Annotated in this window: 16 protein-coding genes; 10 read left to right on the top strand and 6 right to left on the bottom strand. The window is 73.6% G+C overall.

Going from position 1 to position 22,234, the window contains the following annotated elements; all coding sequences use genetic code 11:
* Positions 1 to 49: 49 nt before the first annotated feature.
* The 4 genes from ACFWP2_RS17910 (at position 50) to ACFWP2_RS17895 (ending at position 5,702) form a co-directional block, all read left to right on the top strand.
* Positions 50 to 2,341 carry a M9 family metallopeptidase gene (locus ACFWP2_RS17910; protein ID WP_380452242.1) on the top strand — a complete coding sequence of 764 codons (2,292 nt, stop codon included), beginning with the start codon at positions 50 to 52 and terminating at the stop codon, positions 2,339 to 2,341.
* Between the two features lie 560 nt (positions 2,342 to 2,901).
* Positions 2,902 to 3,999 carry a cytochrome P450 gene (locus tag ACFWP2_RS17905; protein ID WP_380452239.1) on the top strand — a complete coding sequence of 366 codons (1,098 nt, stop codon included), beginning with the start codon at positions 2,902 to 2,904 and terminating at the stop codon, positions 3,997 to 3,999.
* A 110-nt stretch (positions 4,000 to 4,109) separates the two neighbouring features.
* Positions 4,110 to 5,126, top strand: a complete 1,017-nt coding sequence (locus ACFWP2_RS17900) for a JmjC domain-containing protein (RefSeq protein WP_380452237.1) — start codon at positions 4,110 to 4,112, stop codon at positions 5,124 to 5,126.
* Between the two features lie 111 nt (positions 5,127 to 5,237).
* Positions 5,238 to 5,702, top strand: coding sequence for a DUF6193 family natural product biosynthesis protein (locus ACFWP2_RS17895; RefSeq protein WP_380452233.1), 465 nt, complete (start codon positions 5,238 to 5,240; stop codon positions 5,700 to 5,702).
* An 88-nt stretch (positions 5,703 to 5,790) separates the two neighbouring features.
* Here ACFWP2_RS17895 and ACFWP2_RS17890 read toward each other — a convergent pair whose 3' ends face one another.
* Positions 5,791 to 8,172: an FtsX-like permease family protein gene (locus ACFWP2_RS17890; protein ID WP_380452230.1), complete on the bottom strand. Its 2,382-nt coding sequence runs from the start codon at positions 8,170 to 8,172 to the stop codon at positions 5,791 to 5,793.
* The gene (locus ACFWP2_RS17885; RefSeq protein ID WP_380452227.1) at positions 8,169 to 8,858 is read right to left on the bottom strand and encodes an ABC transporter ATP-binding protein; all 690 of its coding nucleotides are present in this window, start codon (positions 8,856 to 8,858) and stop codon (positions 8,169 to 8,171) included. Before ACFWP2_RS17885 ends, ACFWP2_RS17890 begins: the two co-directional genes overlap by 4 nt.
* Before the next feature lie 207 nt (positions 8,859 to 9,065).
* Between ACFWP2_RS17885 and ACFWP2_RS17880 the strand changes: the two genes are divergently transcribed.
* Together ACFWP2_RS17880 and ACFWP2_RS17875 are read left to right on the top strand one after the other, a co-directional pair.
* Complete coding sequence (locus tag ACFWP2_RS17880) at positions 9,066 to 10,304, top strand: sensor histidine kinase (RefSeq protein ID WP_380452225.1); 1,239 nt, start codon at positions 9,066 to 9,068, stop codon at positions 10,302 to 10,304.
* Positions 10,301 to 10,996 (top strand): response regulator, encoded by a 696-nt coding sequence (locus ACFWP2_RS17875; protein WP_380452222.1) that lies wholly within the window; start codon positions 10,301 to 10,303, stop codon positions 10,994 to 10,996. Before ACFWP2_RS17880 ends, ACFWP2_RS17875 begins: the two co-directional genes overlap by 4 nt.
* Positions 10,997 to 11,066: 70 nt before the next feature.
* On the opposite strand, the gene katG is transcribed toward ACFWP2_RS17875, so the two are convergent.
* Entirely contained in the window at positions 11,067 to 13,283 is a 2,217-nt protein-coding gene (gene katG / locus ACFWP2_RS17870; protein ID WP_380452219.1) for a catalase/peroxidase HPI, read from the bottom strand.
* Positions 13,284 to 13,582: 299 nt separating this feature from the next.
* Between katG and ACFWP2_RS17865 the strand changes: the two genes are divergently transcribed.
* Together ACFWP2_RS17865 and ACFWP2_RS17860 are read left to right on the top strand one after the other, a co-directional pair.
* Positions 13,583 to 14,014: a Fur family transcriptional regulator gene (locus tag ACFWP2_RS17865; RefSeq protein ID WP_380452216.1), complete on the top strand. Its 432-nt coding sequence runs from the start codon at positions 13,583 to 13,585 to the stop codon at positions 14,012 to 14,014.
* Between the two features lie 18 nt (positions 14,015 to 14,032).
* Positions 14,033 to 14,653 carry an L-threonylcarbamoyladenylate synthase gene (locus ACFWP2_RS17860; RefSeq protein WP_380452213.1) on the top strand — a complete coding sequence of 207 codons (621 nt, stop codon included), beginning with the start codon at positions 14,033 to 14,035 and terminating at the stop codon, positions 14,651 to 14,653.
* A 149-nt stretch (positions 14,654 to 14,802) separates the two neighbouring features.
* On the opposite strand, the gene ACFWP2_RS17855 is transcribed toward ACFWP2_RS17860, so the two are convergent.
* Entirely contained in the window at positions 14,803 to 17,013 is a 2,211-nt protein-coding gene (locus ACFWP2_RS17855) for an MMPL family transporter (protein ID WP_380452210.1), read from the bottom strand.
* 221 nt (positions 17,014 to 17,234) lie between these two features.
* On the opposite strand from ACFWP2_RS17855, the gene ACFWP2_RS17850 reads away from it, so the two are divergent.
* Both ACFWP2_RS17850 and ACFWP2_RS17845 read left to right on the top strand, forming a co-directional pair.
* Positions 17,235 to 18,572 carry a histidine kinase gene (locus tag ACFWP2_RS17850; RefSeq protein WP_380452203.1) on the top strand — a complete coding sequence of 446 codons (1,338 nt, stop codon included), beginning with the start codon at positions 17,235 to 17,237 and terminating at the stop codon, positions 18,570 to 18,572.
* Positions 18,569 to 19,333 carry a response regulator gene (locus tag ACFWP2_RS17845; RefSeq protein ID WP_380452201.1) on the top strand — a complete coding sequence of 255 codons (765 nt, stop codon included), beginning with the start codon at positions 18,569 to 18,571 and terminating at the stop codon, positions 19,331 to 19,333. The genes ACFWP2_RS17850 and ACFWP2_RS17845 overlap by 4 nt, the downstream gene beginning before the upstream one ends.
* A gap of 62 nt (positions 19,334 to 19,395) precedes the next feature.
* Here ACFWP2_RS17845 and ACFWP2_RS17840 read toward each other — a convergent pair whose 3' ends face one another.
* The gene (locus tag ACFWP2_RS17840; protein WP_380452199.1) at positions 19,396 to 20,637 is read right to left on the bottom strand and encodes a serine hydrolase domain-containing protein; all 1,242 of its coding nucleotides are present in this window, start codon (positions 20,635 to 20,637) and stop codon (positions 19,396 to 19,398) included.
* Positions 20,638 to 20,893: 256 nt separating this feature from the next.
* Positions 20,894 to 22,195: a cytochrome P450 gene (locus tag ACFWP2_RS17835; RefSeq protein ID WP_380452195.1), complete on the bottom strand. Its 1,302-nt coding sequence runs from the start codon at positions 22,193 to 22,195 to the stop codon at positions 20,894 to 20,896.
* Positions 22,196 to 22,234 lie beyond the last annotated feature (39 nt).

The raw sequence follows: 22,234 nt of genomic DNA, 5'->3' as shown, positions 1-22,234 counted from the left end.
CACGCAGCACGGCAGCCCCCACCCTCGACGGCCCCGGAGGCCCCCACAGATGCGTCCCTCCTCGATAGCGAAGGACACCGCGCGCAGACTCCCCGCGCTCGGCACCGCACTCCTCCTCTCGCTCGGCCTGTTCGCGCCGGCCGCGCAGGCCGCCGGCACCACCGGCGCCGCACCGGCCGGGAGCCCGGCCGCCTCGGCCACCCCCGCCTCCGCCGCCGGGAAGGCCGCGCCGCGCACCATCCCGGTGCCCAAGTCCCCCGACACCCCCAAGGACGCCCGCCCGCTCGCCTCCGACCCGCAGGCCAAGGCGACCGCCCCGACGGCGGGCAGCTCCGTCGGCGCCGCCAAGTCGGCCCGGCAGTTCTCCGCCGCGGCCGCCTGCGACGTCTCGGCCTTCACCGGCAAGTCCGGTGCCGCGCTGGTCCAGCAGGTCAAGTCGGCCGGGCTCGACTGCGTCAACACGCTGTTCCAGCTCACCGGCAACGACGCCAAGGGCGCCTTCAACGAGGCCCAGATGGTCACCGTCGCCAACGCCCTGCGCGACACCGCCGCCACCTACCCCGGCGACAACTCCACCTCGGCCGGGAACCTGGTGCTCTTCCTGCGCGCCGGCTACTACGTCCAGTGGTACAACAAGGACGCCGTCGGCCCGTACGGCGACAGCCTCAAGACCGCCATCCGCGGCGCGCTGGACTCCTTCTTCGCGGCCCCGCGCACCAGGGACATCAGCGACGCCAACGGCAACACCCTCGGCGAGGCCGTCACCCTGATCGACAGCGCCCAGGAGAACGCCCGCTACACCGGCGTCGTCAAGCGGCTGCTGAACGACTACACCGGCAGCTGGCCGGCCGCGATGACCACCGCCGTGGCCAACACCGAGACCGTCATCGAGCGCGGCTTCGACCTGCCGGAGTTCGTCTCCGCGCTCCAGGCCGACCCCACCTTCGCCACCACCGCGGCCTCCTTCGTCACCCGCAACAGCGGCCTGATCAACGGTGGCGACGTGGTCACCAAGATCGGCATCCAGCTGGGCAACCTGGTCGCCCACGACGAGCTGCGCCCCCAGGGCCGGCCGATCCTCAAGGACCTGATCAACCGCTACCCGCTGGTCGGCAACACCGGTCCGCTCACCATGAACCTGCTCTGGTTCACGGAGAAGAAGGACGAGGGCAACTGTTCCCTCTACGGCACCTGTGACGTCCCGGCCAAGCTGGTCCCGCTGGTGCTCACCGTCGACCACACCTGCAACGCCAACCTGCGCGTCCGCGCCCAGGACATGACCGCGCAGCAGCTCGCCGACACCTGCACCAGCCTGATCAACCAGGACGCGTTCTTCCACAAGATCGTGAAGGACAACGGCCCGGTCGCCAACGACAACAACACCAACCTCGAGGTCGTCGTCTTCGACGACTACTACAACTACAGCCTGTACGCCTGGGAGATGTACAAGATCGACGTCGACAACGGCGGCATGTACGAGGAGGGCGACCCGGCCAAGGCCGGCAACCAGGCCCGCTTCATCGCCCACGAGGCCTCCTGGCTGCGCCCCCAGTTCCAGATCTGGAACCTCAACCACGAGTACACCCACTACCTCGACGGCCGCTACGACATGTACGGCGACTTCAACGCCGGCATGACCACCCCGACCATCTGGTGGGTCGAGGGCCTCGCCGAGTACGTCTCCTACAGCTACCGCGGCGAGCACTACGACGCGGCGGTCGCCCAGGCCGGCCAGGGCACCTACGCGCTGAGCACCCTGTTCGACACCACCTACGAGAACTCGAACTCCACCCGGACCTACAACTGGGGCTACCTGGCGGTCCGCTACATGCTCCAGTCGCACCCGGACGACGTCACCGCGCTGCTCGCCAAGTACCGCGCCGGTGACTGGAACGGCGCCCGCACCCTGCTGAAGACCACCATCGGCACCAAGTACGACGCCGACTTCGCCACCTGGCTCAAGTCCTGCGCCGCCGACAACTGCGGCTCGCTGCCCACCACCCAGGCCCCCCTGTGCACTGCCGCCGACGCCCGCCAGTTCGACAAGAACTGCCGCCGTGACAACGTCGCCGCCACCACCGGGAACTACAGCTACAGCTTCCTGACCCTGCCGGCCGGCGTGAAGCAGCTGACCATCACCACGAGCGGCGGCACCGGCAACGCCGACCTGTACTACAACAGCGGCGCCTGGGCCACCACCGGCTCGTACCAGGCCAAGTCGACCACCAGTGGCAACGGCGAGACCCTGACCATCACCAACCCGCCGGCCGGTTACGTCTTCTTCAGCCTCTACGCCCAGCAGGGCTTCGGCGGCGTCACCGTCACCACGACCTACAACTGACCGACCGCGCCGTAGGCGCCGTACGTACGGTACGCACCGTACGCGCGCACCGTGCGCACAGAAGGGCCCCGCGGCTTCGCGGGGCCCTTTCGCGTTCCCGTTCCCCTCCCCCGCCATGGATATCCATGGGTTATAACGATTCGACCATCGAATAGATCGTCAACACCCCGCAAGAGATCGCATAATCCTCTGTCGAGGGGGTGTCCGGACGACGAAGTTTCGGTTAGGGTCCATGAACAGATCAACCGTTCGGCGTCCGGCACCGGAACGCCGAATATCTCTGACGGCTCGAGTGCGGCATTCTCGCCGTACCCGCCGATCCCCGGAATGGAGAGTAGTCATGAAGATGGTCAAGGCGCTCGTCAAGAAGTTCAAGAAGAACGACGACCTCGCGAACCACGCGTGGGTGCTGCACGTCATCTGACGTGGTCAGCCGCTGGCGGGGGCCCGGGTCGGCCGTGCCCCCGCCGGCGCCACGGCGCGTCCGGGATTCCTCCGCCCGCCGTACTGAACGCACTGACCGGCCATTTCGCATTGGAGGCAGAATTCCCGTGGAAGAAATGGCGACGGCAACCCCGCGCAGCCATTCCATCGTGTTCGCCCCGAGGATTCAGGACCTGCTGGCCAGGGACGAGAAGGTGTTCCGGATCGACCCGGGCAAGGTGGGCGTCTCGGACTCCCGGCTGATGGCCGAAATCGTCGCGGCCCGCCCGGTGCTTTCCACCGAACGCTCGGTCTACAAACCCGCCGCCGGCGCCGAAATCCCCCATGACAGCGCGACCCGGACGATCCGGGCACTGGGGCAGGACGCCATGGCGGGCATCCGCAAGCCGCCGCCCCTGGTGCGCGGGATGGCCGGCTCCTGGCCCTACGCCGGCACCTCCTACCTGCGCCGCTGGCTGTTCTCCGCCGACCCGCTGCCCGTCTCCCTGCTGTCGAAGCGCGGCGTCACCCGCTCCGACACCCTCTCCCGGCTCGTCGACCGCGCCGTCACCCGCTGGCCGGGCTCCGCGGACCAGGACGGACGGCAGGACGGACCGCAGGACAGACCGCAGGACGGACGGCCGGACGGCGGCACCGCGCTGGCCGGGCTGATCCGCGGTGCCGGCGACACCCTGGAGCGCAAGCAGGCCGTCGCGATGTACCGGCGGGCGACGGCCACCCTCTGCGACGGCGTGGCCGCCCTGACCGGCAACGCCCTGTGGCTGATGGGCCCGGAGCGGGACCGGCCGGAGCACCGCGCCGACCTCACCGCCGTCCTCTGGGAGACGCTGCGGCTGCTCCCGCCGGCCTGGATGCTGTACCGCAACGGCGGCGCCGCGTACACCGCGCTGCACCCCGAGATCCGCCCCGAGGACGACGTCGCGCTCTTCCCGCTGCTGATGCACCGCCACCCGGACTACTGGTCCGACCCGCTGGAGTTCCGCCCCGAGCGGTGGGACGGCGTCGCGGACCCGGAGAAGGCACCCGCGTTCATGCCCTTCGGCTTCGACGGCGCCCGCTGCTGGGCCAAGCACCTGGTGGTGCCGCTGGCCGAGCGCCTGCTGACCGTCGCTCTGGACAGCCGGCTGGTCGTCCACAGCCCGCGGCAGGAGGCGCAGGTGCCCCTGCGCTCGCTGCTCTCCGTCCGGTTCGAGGCCCGGGTCGCCGGGGCCTGACGGCCCTCCACCCCGGGCACACGGCGCCCCCGAACACGCTGGAAACACCCCGGAACACCCCGGAACACCCCGGAACACCCTGGAACACCCCTGACACCACGGGACACACCATGGAATCGCCCACACTGGCCGACTGGGTCGGCGACGTCCGGAGCTTCGCCGGCCGCCAGTGGCAGCGCGAGCCCGCGCTCTTCCCCCGGACGGACCCGACGGCCCCCGCCCCACCGTTCGACCTCGACGAGCTGGACGCCGCCTTCGACGGCGGACTGCTGCGCACCCCCTACCTGGAGATGGTCCGCTCCGACAAGGTCACCGTCCCGCCCGAGGCCTTCACCACCGCACGCGTGATCAACGGCGTCAGCCACCACGGCTTCGCCGACCGCGCGAAGGTCCTCGCCCTGCTGCGCGGCGGGGCGACACTGCTGCTGCGCTGCGTCGACCAGTGGCACGGCCCGACCGGCGAACTGGTGGCCCGGCTGTCCGAGGAGCTCGACCGGCGGGTGGAGGCCTTCTTCTTCGTCACCCCGGCCGGCGGCCAGGGCCTCGCGGTGCACCGCGACGACGCGGACGTCTTCGTCCTCCAGGCCGCCGGGCGCAAGACCTGGTACGTCCACGACGCGCCGGCGGCGGCGGACTGGCGGCTCGGCGAACTCCCGGACGACGAGCGCTCCCCACTGCGCCTGCACGGCGTCCTCGAACCCGGCGGCGTGCTCTACGTCCCGCGTGGCTTCGCGCACCGGGCGGTCGGCGCCGGGGGCCTGTCCGCCCACCTGTCGCTGACCGTCCGCGACCTCTCCGTGCAGGACCTGCGCACCGCCCTGGAAGGGCAGTTGACCGAGGGCCTCGGCCTCCCGGCCCGCCCGCTCGGCGAGGCCGCGATCCGCGAGGCCTGCGCCACCCTGCTCGACCACGCCCGGGCGCGGCTCGACGCGCTCGGACCGGAGGACCTGCTGCGCGCCGCCCGGGCCGCCCGGCCCCGGCCCCCGGGTGCCGGGGCCGCCACCGAGACCCTCGCCGAGGCGGCCCGGGACTGGGAGTCCGGCGCACCCACCGCCGGACGCACCGGGCCGGCCGCCGTCGGCCGTACCTGGCGCAGGCTGCGCGCCGCGGCCCGCGCCAAGGCCTGACGGCCGTACGGATCACGCCTCTTCTCCTCAGGGAGGGCGAGTTGACGGCAATCGGCCACCGGGATCTCCGAAACGCTCGATCCCGGGAACCGCTGGGGCAGACTGCTCACCATGCGATCCGATGATCAGCGGGCTCCTCTGCCCCAGCCCGTCCTGCCCGACCTCGCCGCCGCCCGCGCGATCGGGCCCGAGGCGGCGGTCGAGGCGCGCTGGGAGGCGTCCGTCCTGAACTGGGAGTGGCGCCTGCGGGAGAACCGGCACGGCCCCGGCAGCGAGAATGCCGGACTGGTGCGACTGCTGAAGGCCGCCCGCGCCGAGCCCCGGCTGGGCCGGCTCTTCCCCTGGACCAGCCACTACGACCTGCACTTCAGCCTGTCCACCTCGCACCCCTGGGTCGACGAGAGCCTCCCCCACGCCCGGCCGCAGCACGGCGGCCGCTACCTCATCGGCCGGTGGCAGGAACCCGAGGCGCTCGACACCGCGGCCACCCCGGAGGAGGCCGTCGCCCTGCTGGTCGCACACCTCCCGCCGGACCTCGGTCCGGCCTTCAACCACCCCGCGGACGGGCCGCGCTGAGGCCGCCGTCACGGCAGTGAAACCTGCCCCGAGGGCCATACGGGACAGGGCGCCAACCCGCCCCGTCCCGTACGTGACCCCGCCGCCGTCACTCCGCCCGCAGCGCGTCCACCGTCCGCGCCCGCGCCGCCCGGACGGCCGGGAGCAGCGCGCCGAGCAGGGCGATCAGCACCCCGCCGAGGCCGAGCAGGACCAGCGCCGGGGTGCCGAGGACGTCCAGCGCGGCGGACGGGAAGGTCAGTCCGGCGCTGTGGCCCATCGCAGGCACCGTCAGGCCGTGCAGCAGCAGGCCCGCCGGCAGGCCGATCGCGCCGCCGACGGCCCCGACCAGCAGCACCGAGGCGAGGACGACGCCCACGGTCTGCGCCGGGGTCATGCCGAGCGACTTGGTGACGCCCATGTCCCGGGCGCGCTCGCGGATCTCCAGCACGACGGTGTTGAACACCCCGAGCCCGGCGACCACGAGCAGCAGCACGGTCAGTGTGGCGGTGAGCGAGTTCAGCGCGGCGATCGAGTCGCTGGAGCCGTGCGGCCCGCCGGTGTCGGCGGTCATCCGGGTGGGGGCGAGCGCGGCGGTGACGGCCGTGGCGTAGGCGGTGCGGTCGGTGCCCGGTTTCAGCTTGACGGTCCAGAAGTCGGGCCGCGGGGCCGCTCCGGGCGGGTAGCCGGCGGCGTCGGTGAACAGCTCGTTGGTCTGCACGTGCGGGTCGAAGACCTCGCCGACGATCCGGACGGTGACGGCCCGGCCGTGGGTCGTGAAGGTCACCTGGTCGCCGAGCCGGACCGAGGCCTCGGTCAGGAAGGTGGCCGGGGCGACGGCCTCACCCGGGCCCCGGTACCAGCGCCCGGCGACCATCCGGTAGCCGGCCCAGGAGGAGTCGCCGTCGAAGGCGGTCACCGTGGTGCTGCCCGCCACCCCGGGGACGGTGACCTCCTCGGTGCCGACGCCGAAGTAGGCGGCCGTGCCCGGCTGGGCGTCCAGCGCGGCGGTGACGGCGGCCCGGTCAGCGGGGACGGGCCTGCCCGCCGGGGCCGCTCCGGGCGGGCCGTCCGGGCGCGTCGGGTGCACCACGAGGTCCCCGGCGTCCCGCGTCTTCGCCTGCTGCACCCAGCCCATCGTCCCGCCCATGCCCACCGCGAAGACGGCCGCCGCTGTGCCGAACAGCACCGCCGCGAGCATTCCGGCGGCGCGGGCCGGGCGGGCGAAGGGCTGGGCCAGGCCCAGGCTCAGCGGCCGGGGCAGCGGCAGCCGGGCTGCCAGCGCGGCGGCACGGCGGGCGACCGTGTCCCGCCGGCTGCCGCCCGCGGTACGGCCGACGGCGAGCGCGTCCACGGCGCGCAGCCGGCCGGCCCGGGCGGCGGCCGCCCAGGCGACCAGGGCGACGGCGGTCAGGGTCCCGCCCGCCACCGCGGCGTCCACCCAGGGGGCGAGGCCTGAGGTGGTGGTGCCGTAGAGCGAGCCGGTGGTGGCGAGCACCGGGACGGCCAGCGCGTTGCCGGCGACGACCCCGAGCAGGGTGCCGACGCCGGCCGGGATCAGCGCCTGGGCGACGTACGCGCGCACCACCTGGGCGGGGGTGCAGCCGAGCGCCTTGAGCACGCCGATCCGCCGGGTGGCGGTGCCGACGGCGCCGGCCACCACGTTGCCCGCGACCAGGACCGACATCGCCATGCCGAGTAGGCCGAAGGCGAGCATGAAGGGCAGGAACAGGGCGGTGTTGCGGTCCGAGCCCTGTTTGGCGGTGAGCCAGGACTGGGCCCCGGTGAGCGCCCCGGCGGGGGCGGCCGCCGTGACGGCGGCTCGGTCGGTGGCAAGGGCGTCGGCGCTGCGGGCGTCCGTAAAGCGGTAGAGCATCTCGTAGCCGGGGGTGCTGCCGGGCGTTGTGAGGGCGGCGATGCCGTCCGGGGTCACCCAGGCGTCCGAGGTGCGGCTGACGGACCGGGCGAAGCCGACGACCTTGAGCGTCGGCGCGCCCGGCAGGCCGGGCAGACGGAGGGTTCCGCCCAGTTCCCGGGGCCGGTCGCCGTACCCGGCCTCGATCGCCACCTCGCCCGGCTGCTGCGGCCAACTCCCCTGGAGAAGAGTCACGTTGTCGACCCCGATGGTGGCCTCGGCGCGGCCGGTGACGGTCATCGGCGCCATCCTGATCCCGGGCGGCAGGTCCAGGCCGGAGCCGGGCTCGGGGTCGACGGTGACGGTGCGGTACGGCCCGGCGGCGTCCGTCACGCCGGGGGCGTGCGCGGTCGCGGCGAGCTGGTCGGCGCTCACCCGGGCGCCGTCGAAGCGTGCGGTGAGGTGGGCGCCGCGCTGGCCGTCGAAGGCCTGCTCGAAGGGGGCCCGGGAGGCGACCAGCAGCGAGCCGCCGAGGACGGAACAGGTGGTGGCCACCAGCGCGGCCAGCCCGACCGCGACGGACTGCGTCCGGCGCCTGCGCACGCCGGCCCGCACCACCCGGCCCAGGGCGCTCATGCCGCCACCGCCGAGTCCGCCTCGACCCGGCCGTCCCGCATCCTGACCGTGCGGGTGGCACAGTCCTCGGCCAGCGAAAGATCGTGGGTGACGAGCAGGACGGTCTGCCCGTCCTCGTGCAGATCGCGGAACAGCTCCTTGACGTCCTCGGCCGCGGCCGAGTCCAGTGCGCCGGTCGGCTCGTCCGCCAGCAGCAGCGTCGGCCGGTTCATCAACGCCCGCGCCACCGCCACGCGTTGACGCTCGCCACCGGAGAGCCGACCCGGGTGGGCGCGGGCGTGGCGGTCGATGCCGAGCGACTCCAGCAGCTCGTCGGCCCGATGCCGGGCCTCGGCGCGCGGGACTCCGGCCAGCTCGCCGGCCAGCACCACGTTGTCGGCCACGGTGAGGTCGTCCAACAGGTTGAAGAACTGGAACACCATGCCGATCGTGCCGCGCCGGAAGCGGGCCGAGGCCGCCTCGTTCAGCCGGTCCACCCGGGTGCCGGTGACCGTCACGGTGCCCGCACTCGGCCGGTCCAGCCCGGCGACCAGGTTCAGCAGGGTGGACTTCCCGCTGCCGGACGGGCCGAGCACGGCCACCGACTCCCCCGCCCGTACGCTCAGCGTGACGCCGTCCAGGGCCGCCCGGGCGCCCTCGTAGTGGCGGCTCACGCCGCTCAGTTCGATCACCGGTTCGCTGCTCATGTCCCCGCTCCTCGTCGCTTCCTGTTCGCCGACGGGACGAAGGTACGAACGGGCGGGGCGCCTGCGCGTCCGCCGTGCGCGGCAACCCCGCTACCGCGTCCGGCGGACCGGGGCGCGCCGTCATCCTTCCGACGTAGTCGCCGGGAGTACGGGCCGCCCGCCGTCCGCGGGCTGTCCCGCTGGGCCCGCGGCCTCCACAATGTCCCGGTGATCAACCATCCGACGGTCCGACGGCTGCGCGCGGCGGTCCGCCCGGCCGGCGGCCCGGGCGCCGCTCCGCCGCCCGGGCCGACCCGGCGCGGCCAGGTCTTCGACGCGGCCCTGGCCCTCTTCCTCGCCCTCACCAGCGGGCGCTACGCGACCATCGCGGGCGGCCCGCACGGGACGAGCCTGTCCTGGCTGCTGCTGGTGCCGCTCGTACCGCTGCCGCTGGTGCTGCGCCGCCGCCACCCGCTGGCGGTGCTGTGGACGGTGGTGCCGGCCGCTCTGCTGGTCCGGTACCAGTCGCAGGACATCGCGTACTCGGCAGGCGTGGCGGTGATGGTCGCCGCGTACAGCGCGGCCGCGTACGGGCGCCGCGGGACGGCCCTGCTGCTGAGCCTGTCGGCCGCGACCGTCGCGCTCGTGGCGCTCTTCTCCGCGGCCAAGCTGCCGCACTTCCCCAACGGGGTGATCGCGGTCCTGGTCCTGGCGCCGGTGTTCGCGGTCGCCTACGAGCTGCGGATGTGGCGCCGCCGGGTGGACGAGGGGCGGGAACGGCTCTCCGCCCTGGAGCGCGAGCAGCTGGCCGCGCTTCAGCGCGCGGTGGAGCTCGAACGGGCCCGGATCGCCCGGGAGTTGCACGACGTCGTCACCCACAATGTGAGCATGATGACGATTCAGGCCGGCGCGGCCCGCAAGATCCTGGACACCGCCCCGGACAAGGCCCGTGAGGCGATGGCCGCGGTGGAGTCCGGCGGGCGCGCGGCGATGACCGAACTGCGGCACGTGATGGGCCTGTTGACCATCGACTCGGAAACCGGCGACGCCCCGGACGCCGAGGCCGGCCTCAGCCCGCAACCCGGCCTCGGCCAGCTGGACGCCCTGGTCGAGGGCGTCCGGCGGGCCGGCCTTCCGGTGGAGCTGGCCGTCCGCGGCGAGCGCCGGCCCGTTCCGCCCGGGGTCGAACTGGCCGCCTACCGGGTGGTCCAGGAGGCGCTCACCAACACCGTCAAGCATGCGGGCGGCGCCGACGCCGCGGTGACCGTCGAGTACGCCCCCGACCGGCTGCTGGTCGAGGTCACCGACACCGGCGGCCGCCCCACCGGTGCCGCCGCCACCGGCGACGGACGCGGCCTGCTCGGCCTGCGCGAACGCCTCGCCGTCTACGGCGGCACCCTGCACACCGGCCCCCGGCCGCGCGGCGGCTACCGCGTCACCGCCCGTATCCCCTTGGAGAGTTCATGAACGAGCAGCTGCTGCGGGTGGTGGTCGTCGACGACCAGGCCCTGGTCCGCACCGGGTTCCGGCTGATCCTGGAGTCGGAGGGGATCGAGGTGGTGACCGAGGCGGAGGACGGCGAGCAGGCCGTCGCCGCCGTCCGCCGCTGCCGACCGGACGTGGTGTTGATGGACATCCGGATGCCGGGCCTGGACGGGCTGGAGGCGGCCCGTCGGATCCTGGCGGACGGCGCGCAGGAACCGCCGAGGATCATCATGCTGACCACGTTCGACCTCGACCACTACGTCTACGCGGCGATGGCCGCCGGGGCCAGCGGCTTCCTGCTGAAGGACGTCACCCCGGAGCACCTGGTGGCCGCCGTCCGGCTGGTCCGCACCGGAGACGCGCTGCTCGCCCCGGCGATCACCCGCCGTCTGGTCGAGCGCTTCGCCCGCCCCGACGACCCGGGCGGCGCCGCCGTCGCCCCGCACCGCGAGCTCGGCACGCTCACTCCGCGCGAGCTGGAGGTGACGACGCTGCTCGCCCGCGGCCTCAGCAACGCCGAACTCGCCGCCCGGCTGGGGCTGTCCGAGGCGACGGTGAAGACGCACGTGGCCCGGATCCTCGGCAAGCTGGGCCTGCGGGACCGGGCCCAGGTGGTGGTCGCGGCGTACGAGACCGGGCTGGTCAGCGTGGGCTCCGCGGCCGAGGGCCGGTGACGCGCGGCCGGAATCCGGGGATCGGCTCCCCGGACTCCCGCCGCGTCATCCGCCGGTGCGGATCAACGGATCACACCAGGTCGAAGCGGTCCGCGTTCATGACCTTGGCCCAGGCCGCGACGAAGTCCTCGACGAACTTCTCCTTGGCGTCGTCGGCCGCGTACACCTCGGCGACGGCCCGCAGTTCGGCGTTCGAGCCGAACACCAGGTCGGCGCGGGTGCCGGTCCACCGCACCCGGCCCGAGGCGTCCCGGCCCTCGAAGGTGTGGGCGTCCTCCGAGATGGACTTCCAACTGGTGTCCAGGTCCAGCAGGTTGACGAAGTAGTCGTTCGTCAGCACGCCGGGGGTCTCGGTGAGCACACCGTGCGTGGAGCCGCCGTGGTTGGCGCCCAGCACGCGCAGGCCACCGACCAGGACGGTCAGCTCGGGCGCGCTGACGCCCAGCAGGTTGGCCTTGTCGAGCAGCAGGTACTCGGCCGGCAGCCGGTTGCCCTTGCCGACCCAGTTGCGGAAGCCGTCCGCCTTGGGCTCCAGCGCGGCGAAGGACTCGGTGTCGGTCAGCTCCTGCGGCGCGTCCACCCGGCCGGGCGCGAACGGCACCTCGACGGCCAGGCCGGCCGCCTTGGCGGCCTGCTCGATGCCGACGCCGCCGGCCAGCACCACCAGGTCCGCGAGCGAGACCCGCTTGTCGCCGGCCTGCGCGTTGAACTCCTGCTGCACGCCTTCGAGGGCGCGCAGCACCGTGGCGAGCCGGTCGGGCTCGTTGACCTCCCAGCCGATCTGCGGCTGGAGCCGGATGCGGCCGCCGTTGGCGCCGCCGCGCTTGTCGCTGGAGCGGAAGGAGGAGGCCGCCGCCCAGGCGGTGGAGACCAGTTCGGACACCGACAGGCCGGTGGCGGCGATCCGCCGCTTGAGGTCGGCGACGTCGGCCGCACCGATCGGCTGGTACGTGACGCCCGGCAGCGGGTCCTGCCAGAGCAGGTGCTCGCTGGGGACCTCCGGGCCGAGGTAGCGGACCACCGGGCCCATGTCGCGGTGGGTCAGCTTGTACCAGGCGCGGGCGAAGGCGTCGGCGAACTCCTCCGGGTTCTCCAGGAAGCGCCGGGAGATCGGCTCGTAGACCGGGTCGAGGCGCAGCGACAGGTCGGTGGTGAGCATGATCGGCACGTGCCGCTTGCTCGGGTCGTGCGCGTCCGGGACGGTGCCCTCGCCGCCGCCGTCCTTGGGCTTCCACTGGTGGGCGCCGGCCGGGCTCTTGGTGAGCTCCCACTCGTAGCCGAACAGCGTCTCGAAGAAGCTGTTGTCCCAGGTGATCGGGGTGGGCGTCCAGGTGCCCTCCAGACCGCTGGTGATCGCGTCGCCGCCGACGCCGGTGCCGTAGCTGCTCTTCCAGCCGATGCCCTGCTGCTCCATCGGGGCGGCCTCGGGGTCCGGGCCGACGTTGTCGGCCGGGCCGGCGCCGTGGGTCTTGCCGAAGGTGTGGCCGCCGGCGATCAGCGCGACGGTCTCCTCGTCGTTCATCGCCATCCGGTAGAAGGTCTCGCGGATGTCGCGGGCGGCGGCGATCGGGTCCGGGTTGCCGTTGGGGCCCTCGGGGTTGACGTAGATCAGGCCCATCTGGACGGCGGCCAGCGGGTTCTCCAGCTGACGGTCGCCGGTGTAGCGCTCGTCGCCGAGCCAGGTGGTCTCCGGGCCCCAGTAGACGTCCTCGTCCGGCTCCCACTCGTCGACGCGGCCGCCGCCGAAGCCGAAGGTCGGGAAGCCCATGCCCTCCAGGGCCACGTTGCCGGACAGGATGATCAGGTCGGCCCAGGACAGGGCGCGCCCGTACTTCTTCTTCACCGGCCACAGCAGCCGGCGGGCCTTGTCCAGGCTGGCGTTGTCGGGCCAGCTGTTCAGCGGGGCGAAGCGCTGCTGGCCGCCGCCGGCGCCGCCGCGGCCGTCGCTGATCCGGTAGGTGCCGGCGCTGTGCCAGGCCATCCGGATGATGAAGGGACCGTAGTAGCCGAAGTCGGCCGGCCACCATTCCTTCGAGGTCGAGAGGGCCTCCTGGATGTCCCGCTTGACGGCCGGGAGGTCGAGCGTCCTGAAGGCCGCGGCGTAGTCGAATTCCCCGCCGAGCGGATTGGCCACCGCCGGGTTCTTCGCGAGGATCTTCAGGTTGAGCCGTTCCGGCCACCACTGGCGGTTCCCGCCGCCCTGGGTGGGGTGCGGAGCCCGCCCGTGGTTCACCGGGCAGCCCTCCGCGTTCGCCTCTACGCCGGTTGCATCGTGGATGTCAGACATGGGAATCCTTCCCTCACAAGGCGGATCACGGTGTCTTCTCTGCTACCTACGGCACCTACTGCTGCTGTCTGGTCCTGCTGCGCCACGTGTGGCCACTGCTCGGCACTGCTCGCCGTTGCGCACGGCAGTGACGGGAGTCACGTGCTGCTGCTACCCAGGCTAGCGCCGGAGCCGATCCTACGATGGACGGATTCCAAGTCAAGAAAGACACCAAAGCCATATCCGATCGGGAACCGGAAGGCGCCGGAGCTGAATTGGTAAACTCCGGTCCTCCCCTTGACCTGAATAGGTGAACCGATATGAGTGACCTGCTGGAGCGGCTCCGCGGGCGCGGCTGGCGCCTCACCTCCCAGCGGCGTGTCGTGGCCGAGGTCCTGGACGGCGAGCACGTGCACCTGACCGCCGACGAGGTGCACGCCAGGGCGGCGGAGCGCCTCCCGGAGATCTCCCGCGCGACGGTCTACAACACGCTCGGTGAACTGGTCACCCTGGGCGAGGTCGTCGAGGTGTCCACCGACGGGCGGGCCAAGCGCTACGACCCGAACGCGCACCGCCCCCACCAGCACCTGATCTGCACGGGCTGCGGCGCCATCCGCGACGTCCACCCCGGAGGCAATCCACTGGCCGACCTCCCGGCCGAGCAGCGCTTCGGCTTCGCCGTGTCGCAGGCCGAGGTCACCTACCGGGGGCTGTGCCCGGACTGCGCGGGCTGCGCCGATCGACGACCGTGATCCCGTAGGGTCGGCCGAATGGCGAAGTACTTCGACGTGCATCCAGAGTCCCCCCAGCCGCGCACCATCGGCACCGTGGCCGCCGGTCTCCGCTCCGGAGAGCTGATCGCGTACCCGACCGACTCCTGTTTCGCCCTGGGCTGCCGGCTGGAGAACCGCGACGGCCTCGAACGGATCCGGTCGATCCGGCGTCTCGACGACCGCCACCACTTCACGCTGATGTGCATGGACTTCGCCCAGCTGGGCCAGTTCGTCCACATCGACAACAACGTCTTCCGGGCCGTGAAGGCCGCGACGCCGGGCGGCTACACCTTCATCCTGCCCGCCACCAAGGAGGTGCCGCGGCGCCTGATGCACCCGAAGAAGAAGACGGTCGGGGTGCGGATCCCCGACCACACCGTGACCAGGGCGCTGCTCGCCGAACTCGGCGAGCCGCTGGTCTCCAGCACCCTGCTCCTCCCCGGCGAGGACGAACCGATGACCCAGGGCTGGGAGATCAAGGAGCGGCTCGACCACGTGCTCGACACCGTGCTGGACTCCGGCGAGTGCGGCACGGTGCCGACGACGGTCGTCGACTTCTCCGGCGGCGAGGCGGAGATCGTCCGGCGCGGGGCCGGCGACCCCGCGCGCTTCGAGTGACGGGCCGGGCGGCGCGGCGGCCGTGACGCCGGGGACCCCTTCGGCCCGGCTCGGGGCCGGGCCGAAGGGGTCCCCGGGAGGGCGCGTCCCGGTGGGAACCGGGGTGCCGGTGGGAACCGGTGTGCCGGTGTGCCGCTGTGCCGGTCTGCTCAGCGGGTGCCGATGCGGTCCGGGGCGGGCCGCGGCGCGGCCACCGGCGGGACGGTGTCCGTCGCCGTCGTGGCCGGGGCGGTCCGCTGGGGCCACCAGAGGGCGCGGCCGAGGAGGGCGGCCAGAGCCGGGACGACGACCAGGGAGAGCACCAGGGCGGAGAGCAGGATGCCGAGGGTCAGCGAGAAGGCGATCTGCTCGCTGCCCGGGGTGGTCGCCAGGGTGGCGAAGGAACCCGCCAGGACGAGCCCGGCCGTGGCCACGGCCGGGGCGGTGTGCCGGACGGCACGGGCCACCGCGGCGCGGGGCGGACCCGGTCGCCGCATCTCCTCGCGGATGCGGTCGGTGATGAGGATGTTGTAGTCGGTGCCCAGGGCGACGACGAACAGGAACAGCACCAACGGGAGCGTGAAGGCGACGCCGGGCTCGCCCAGGCCGTGCTGGAAGAGCAGCGTGGCGGCGCCGAGGGTGGCGGCGAACCCGAGGCCGACGGCCAGCATCAGCACCACCGGGGCCAGCAGGCTGCGCAGGAGCAGCAGCAGGATCAGCGCGATCAGGACGGCCGCGACCGGGAAGACCACGGTCAGGTCGTGGTCGACGGCGGTGGAGACGTCGGCGAAGACCGCCGCGGTGCCGCCGACGTGGGCGCCGGTCCCGGGCGGGGTGTGCGCGGCGACCGCGGCCCGGACCGGACCGGAGGCCAGGTCGCGAGCCCGCTGGCTCTGCGGGTCGGCGTCGAGGTAGAGGTCGATCCGGGCGGCGCGACGGTTCTCGTTGAGGACGGTCCCGCCCACCTGGCCGACGCCCTCGACCCCGGTCAGGGCGCGGGAGAGACCGTCGAACCGGCCGGCGTCGAGGGTGCCGCCGTCCACGGCGACGAGGTAGACGGTCGTCGGGTCGGACACGCCGGCCGGCAGGGCGCGGGAGATCTCCGCGGCGGTGGCCGAGGCCGCCGTCGTGGAGCCGTCCGCCAGGCTGTAGTTCATCCGGACCCCGGCGGTGCCGGCGGCCAGGGCCCCGAGCAGGGCGACGGAGGCCGCCAGCAGCGCCATCGGCCGGCGGGCGACGAGGCCTCCGAAGCGGCCGGCGACGCCCTCGCGCCGGACCTGCCGCAGACCGCGCGAGGGCCAGAACATCCTGCGGCCGCAGGCCGCGAGCAGGGCGGGCATCAGGGTGAGGCTGCCCAGCAGCATGACCAGCACCGCGACGGCGATGGCCGGGCCCAGCGAACGGAACTGGCCGAAGGTCGCCACGCCCAGGGTCGCGAAGGCGGCGACGATGGTCAGCGCGGCGGAGGTGATCGCGGTGCCCACCCGGCCCGACACCTCGGCGGCCGCCTCCCGGGCGGGCTGGTCGGGCCGCGCCCGCAGGTGCTCGCGGAACCGGAAGAGCAGGAACAGCAGGTAGTCGACGCCGATGCCGAGCAGGACCACGGCGATCAGGCCCGGGGTGGAGGCGTCCAGCTTCAGACCGGTGAGCGCCGCCGCACCGGCCACGGCACCACCGGCCACGCCGCCGATCACGGCGACCGCGAGCAGCGGCAGCAGGGCCGCGAGAACGCTGCGGAACACCAGCACGTTGAGCAGCACGATCAGCACCGAGACGAGGGCGCTGCCGATCATCGAGGCTGTCCGGTTGGCGTCGGCGCTGTCGGCGGCCTGGGCCAGGCCGCCGGTGAACCCGGTGCGCATCCCGAGGTCGGCGAACCGCGCGCGGGCGTCGTCCCGGAAGGCCTTGTAGACGCCCTGCACCCCCTCCTCCGCGGCATTGCCGGTCAGCTCGACCGAGAGCAGTTCGAAGGTCCGGTCGGGCGCCACCATGGCGGGTGCGATCCGGGGCGTCTGGGAGTGGTCGGGCACCAGGAACTCCGGCTCGTCCTCCTTCCTCGGCATGACGACCCGGCGCTTGGCGAGCTTCGCCGCCTCGGCCTCGACCTGCTGCTGGTCGGCGGCGGTGAGCGCCCCGCCGTCGGTCCGGGCGACCAGCACCGTGACCGTGGTGGCGTCCGGCTTCACGCCGAACTCCTCCTCGGCGATCCGCAGCGCGGCGGCCGAGTCGTAGCTGCGCGGCAGGAAGTCCCCGCTCTGTGCCCCGGTCACCCGGGACATCAGCATCGGTGTCAGGACGCTCAGCCCCATGCCCAGCACCGCCCAGACGGCGATGACCTTCCACGCGTGTCTGGTGGAGAATCCGGTCAGTGCGCGGATCACGATTCCTCCGGCTGATGGACGCGAACGTCGGTGTCGGCGCCGGGGGTTCCCGGCCCGCCTACAGACCATCAGGGCGAGGGGGTGCCGGGCGTCCGGGCAGCGGACGATCCGTGCCGGGGCCCGCGGTCCTCCACCCGGGGCGGAACCAGGACCGTGGTCCTGGTCCGTCCTCCCGGCGTCGGCCGCGGGGACCACGCCCGGGTCGCCGGGCCGGTGCCAGAATGGCTGCGTCAGTGATCAGCCGGGAGGACCAGATGGACGGGCGTCAGCGCGCCGGGGCGGCCGCGGTTACGGACGGCCCGCCGGAGGAACGGGCGGGGCACCGCGGGGGGAAGGACCACGACGGGCGGTCGGGACGGTGGACCGGCGGACTGCCGGGGCGGTGGACGGGCGGGCTGCCGTGGACCCAGGGCGACGCCCTGGTGGCCGTCGGCGCCGGCACGGTCGACCTGATCGGGTTCCTGCTCGTCGATCAGGTGGTCGGCAGCCGGGGCATCACCGTGCCGCTCTTCGTCCTGGTCGCCCTCTCGGGCCTGCCGCTGCTCGCCCGGCGCAGCCGCCCGGTGCCGGCGCTCGCCGCCGTCCTGGTGCTCCAGACGGCCATCGAGCTCTCCACCGCCCCGACCAGCACCCGCTTCGGCGCCGTTCTGACCGTCGCCCTGTACTCGGTCGGCCGCAACTGCACCGTCCCGGTCACGGTGGCCGCCGGCGCGGCGACGGCGGTGGTCACGCCACTGAGCCAGGGCCACTTCCACTCCCTCACCTGGCAGGGTGCCGTCGCCGCGCCCTTCTCCGCCGCCCTGGTCGGCGGCGCCGGTCTGGCGGTCTCGCGCTGGCAGCGGGAGGTGGCCGCCAACCGCCGGCTGCTGGCCGACCGCGCGGTCGCCGAGGAGCGCCGCCGCATCGCCCGGGAACTGCACGACATCGTCGCCCACCACATCACCACCATGCAGCTGATGGCCGGTGGCGCCCGCGCCAACCTGGCCAGGCCGGAGGTGGTCCGGGACGCCCTGGTCACCCTGGAGTCCTCCGGACGGCTGGCCCTGCGCGAGATGCGCCAACTGCTGGACGTCCTGCGGGCCGGCGACGAACCGGACACCGCCCCGCCGTCGCCCCAGCCCGGGGCGGAGGAACTCGACCGGCTGGTCGACGAGTCCTGCCTGGCCGGACTGTCGACCGAGCTCACCGTCGACGGGCCCCGGCGCCCGCTGCCGCCCACCGTCGGCCTGACCGTGTTCCGGATCGTCCAGGAGGGCCTCACCAACGCCCGCAAGTACGCCGGCCCCGCGCGGGCCTCCGTCCGCCTGGCGTACCACCAGGACCGGGTCACCGTCGAGGTGCGGGACGACGGCGGCGGCGTCCCCGCGCCGGAGTACCCGTCGGGTGCGGGCCGGGCGGGGTACGGCCTGATCGGCATGCGCGAGCGGGTCGCCCTGCACGGCGGCACGCTGGAGACCGGCCCCCAGCCGGGCGGCGGCTTCGCCGTGGTGGCCGAGCTGCCGCTGAGCTCCGCCGAATCGTCCGAGGCGGCCGTCCAGCACAGCGGGGCGAGCCGATGAGCGACCCGACCGGCACGACCGGTCTGTACGGCCCGACCGGCACGGCCGACTCCACCGGGCCCGCCCCCGCGATCAAGGTGCTCATCGTCGACGACCAGCCGCTGGTTCGCCGCGGCCTGTCCCTGATCCTCTGGCCCGACCCGTCCTTCGAGGTGGTCGGCGAGGCCGAGGACGGTGAGCGGGCCGTCGCCGCCGCCCTCCGGCTGCGCCCCGACGTCGTGGTGATGGACATCCGGATGCCCGTCCTGGACGGCGTCGGCGCGACCGCGGAACTGGCCCGCGTCCTGCCCGGCTGCCGGGTGCTCGCCCTCAGCACCTTCGACATGGACGAGTACGTGGTGGCCGCGCTGCGCGCCGGCGCCCACGGGTTCCTGCCCAAGGACGTCTCCCCGGAGGACCTGGGCGCGGCGATCCGGACCGTGCACGCCGGGGAGGCGGTCGTCGCCCCGCGCCTGCTCACCCGGCTGATCTCCGCCTACGTCCGGACCCCGGCCGCCACCACCGCGCCACCGGCCGCCGCCGGCACGGGCGACCTCACGCCCCGGGAGGTCGAGGTGTGGCGGCTGATCGCCACCGGCCTCGACAACACCGCGATCTCGCTGGCCCTGGACATCAGCGTGTCGACGGTGAAGAACTACATCACCAGCATCTTCGGCAAGCTCGACGTCCGGGACCGCGCCCAGGCGGTCATCGCGGCCTACGAGTCCGGCCTGGTCACCGCCCGTACGGGCAACGGCGACCAGGCCGGAGGGGATGCCTAGGCACAGGGGGGCTCAGGGCGGGGGCGGCCCGCCCGGTCGGCTCACCGGGCGGGCCGCGGACGTCACTTGGCGCAGAGCGCCGTGTCGAGCACGGCCTCGAAGTGCGGCACCGCGTTCGGGCCGGGCACGAGGTTCGCGGTGACGACGACGGTGGCGGCGCGACCGTCCTCGGTCACCCCCGGGAGGGAGTGGAAGCCCGGCGTGGCGCCGCCGTGCCCCCAGGAGGCCCCGCCGCAGCTCAACGGCCGGCGGAACAACCCGAGCCCGTACTCCAGGCCGGGCGCGGCACCCGGGTGATCCGGCACCTTGACCGTGGTCTTCATCTCGGCGAGTTGGGCCGGCGCAAGGAGCCTGCCGCCCAACAGGGCGGAGAAGAACCGGTTCAGATCGCTCGGAGTGGAGACCGCATCCCCCGCGGCCCAGGCCCAGGAGGCGTCCAGCTCGGTGACATCGGTCAGCGGCCCGCCCGTCGGGGGCGCGTGGTAGCCGTGCGGGTGCGCCTCCCGGATGCCCTCCTCGCCCGCGGCCGGGAAGTAGGTGTGCCGCAGTCCGACGCGGTCGATCACCCGCTTGGTGACCTGCTCGGCGAACGGACGGCCGGTGACCTTCTCGATCAGCAGGCCGGCCAGCACGTAGTTGGTGTTGCTGTACGACCATTCGGTGCCGGGGACGAACAGCGCCTTGTGGGCGAACGCGAGGTCGAGCAGGGCACGCGGCTGGTAGTAGCGGTGGCGGTTCTCCCCGAAGACGTCCTCGAAGATGTCGTCGGTGAAGTTCGGCAGTCCGCTGGTGTGCTGGAGCAGCTGGCGCACCGTGATGGCCCGGCCGTCGATGCCCTCGCCGCGCACCAGCCCGGGCAGGTAGCGGTCGATCGGGGCGTCCAGCTCGACCTTGCCCTCGCCGACCAGCTGCAGGACGACCACGGCGGCGAAGGACTTGGTGTTGCTGCCCGCCCGCACCTGGCCGTCCACCGGCACCCGGGCCGCGGTCCGCAGGTCCGCGACGCCCGCGGTGTAGTGGCGGACCTGCCCTCCCCGGGTGGACGTCGAGACCATCGCGGCGGGGTACCGGTCGTCCGTCACCAGCCGTTCCAGCCCGGCCCGCACGGCGTCCTTCGGACCGGTGGGCGAAGCCGCGGTGGCGGGCGGGATGCCGGCGCCGAGGGCCGCCGCCGCCACCAGCAGCACCGTGAGCGAGCGCCACGACGACGATGCCGACGGTGTCCCCGCGGCGGTCGGACCGGTGCCGGGCTCGACCCCGGTGGACGCTGTGCCCCGGTGGCGGCGGAAGTGAGGATCGGCCATGCACAAGCTCCTTGGACTACGGCGCCACGAGGGCGCGGAGGAAAGGGAGTCGAGGTGACGGCGGCCCCGCCCCGCGGGTGATCCGCCGGGCGGACGAACCGCGCGGTCACGCTCCCGAGACTAGGAAGCGGGCCCGCCGCGGGTCATCGCCCGCCGGCACGAGGACCGGGCTCCTGATCCGCCACTGGACCGGTACTCCGGTCCCCGGCCCCGTGTCCCCCGTCCCTCCTGTCCCGGCTCTCCCCTGCTCTCCCGGCTACGCCCACCGGACCGGCAGCGACTTGAGGCCGTTCTGGAAGTTGGAGACCAGCCGCCGGGGTGGCCGGCCCGGCACCAGCGCGAGTCCGGGCAGGCCTTCGACCAGCCGGCGTAGCATGGATCGCAGCTGGATCCGGGCGAGTTGGGCGCCGAGGCAGAAGTGCGGGCCGTAGCCGAAGCTCACGTGGTCGTTCGGGCTGCGGGTGATGTCGAAGCGGTCCGGCTCGGGGAACACCGTCCCGTCCCGGTTGGCGGAGGCGTGGTAGACCACCACCTTGTCGCCCCGCCGGACCACCCGCCCGCCCAGCTCCACGTCCCGCGTCGCGGTGCGGCGGAAGTCCATCACCGGCGGCCAGTACCGCAGCATCTCCTCGACGGCGGAGGGGACCAACTCCGGGTTCGCGCGGAGCAGTTCGTACTGCTCGGGATGGCTGAGCAGGGCGAGGAGCCCGCCGGGCAGCCCGTTGCGGACGGTCTCGTTCCCGGCGACGGCGAAGAGGAAGAACATGGTCTCGAACTCCTCGACCGTCAGGCCCGCTTCGAGCGTCCGGGCGAGCAGGCCGCCCGGGGCGGGCCGTCGGGCCAGGCCGTGGGCGTAGCCGAACATGTCCGAAAGCGCTGCGCGGGAACGGGGGTTGACCGGGCGGCCGTCCGGGCCGGCCAGGGTGGTGGGGCGCCGGGCGAGCGCGGCCCGGCCGAGGTCGGTGAGCGCGGCCGCATCGACGGTGCTGGAGTGGGCGTAGTCGGCGTCCTGGTAGCCGATCACCCGGTTCGCCCAGTCCAGCAGCAGCCCCCGGTCCCGCTCCGGCACGCCCATCACCCGGGCCAGCGTCCACACCGGCAGGTCGGCGGCGAGCCGGACGAAGTCCGCACCACCGGCCGGGCGCACCTCCTCCACCATCTCCCACACCCGGCCGTCGACCGCCTCGGCCAGCTCCGCCAGGGCGCGCGGGGTGAACGCGGCGGCGACGATCCGGCGCAGCCGGGAGTGGTCGGGCGGGTCCTGGTTGAGCATCATCGCCCGGGCGAACTCCAGGTCCGCCGGGGTGTCGGGGTCGCGGATCTGGGTGGCGCCCAGGTGCGAGGAGAACAGCTCGGGGCTGCGCAGCACGTGCTTGACGTCCGCGTGCCGCAGCACCGCCCAGTACCCCGGACCGCCCGGCCAGCCACCGACCGGAGGCTCCTCGACCCAGCAGACGGGAACGGACTCGCGGAGCGTCCGCAGGAGGTCGTAGGGAACGCCGTGGGCGTAGGTGCCCGGGAGGAAGATCTGGTTGACGTACTCCTGGTCGAGGGTCACAGGGATGGACGGTACGTCAGGGTGAGCACGAAGTCATCG

The sequence above is a fragment of the Kitasatospora sp. NPDC058444 genome (assembly GCF_042721415.1).
Taxonomy (GTDB): Bacteria; Actinomycetota; Actinomycetes; order Streptomycetales; family Streptomycetaceae; genus Kitasatospora.
The sequence above is the reverse complement of the archived record's forward strand: the minus strand, read 5'-3'. Positions and strand labels throughout refer to the sequence as shown.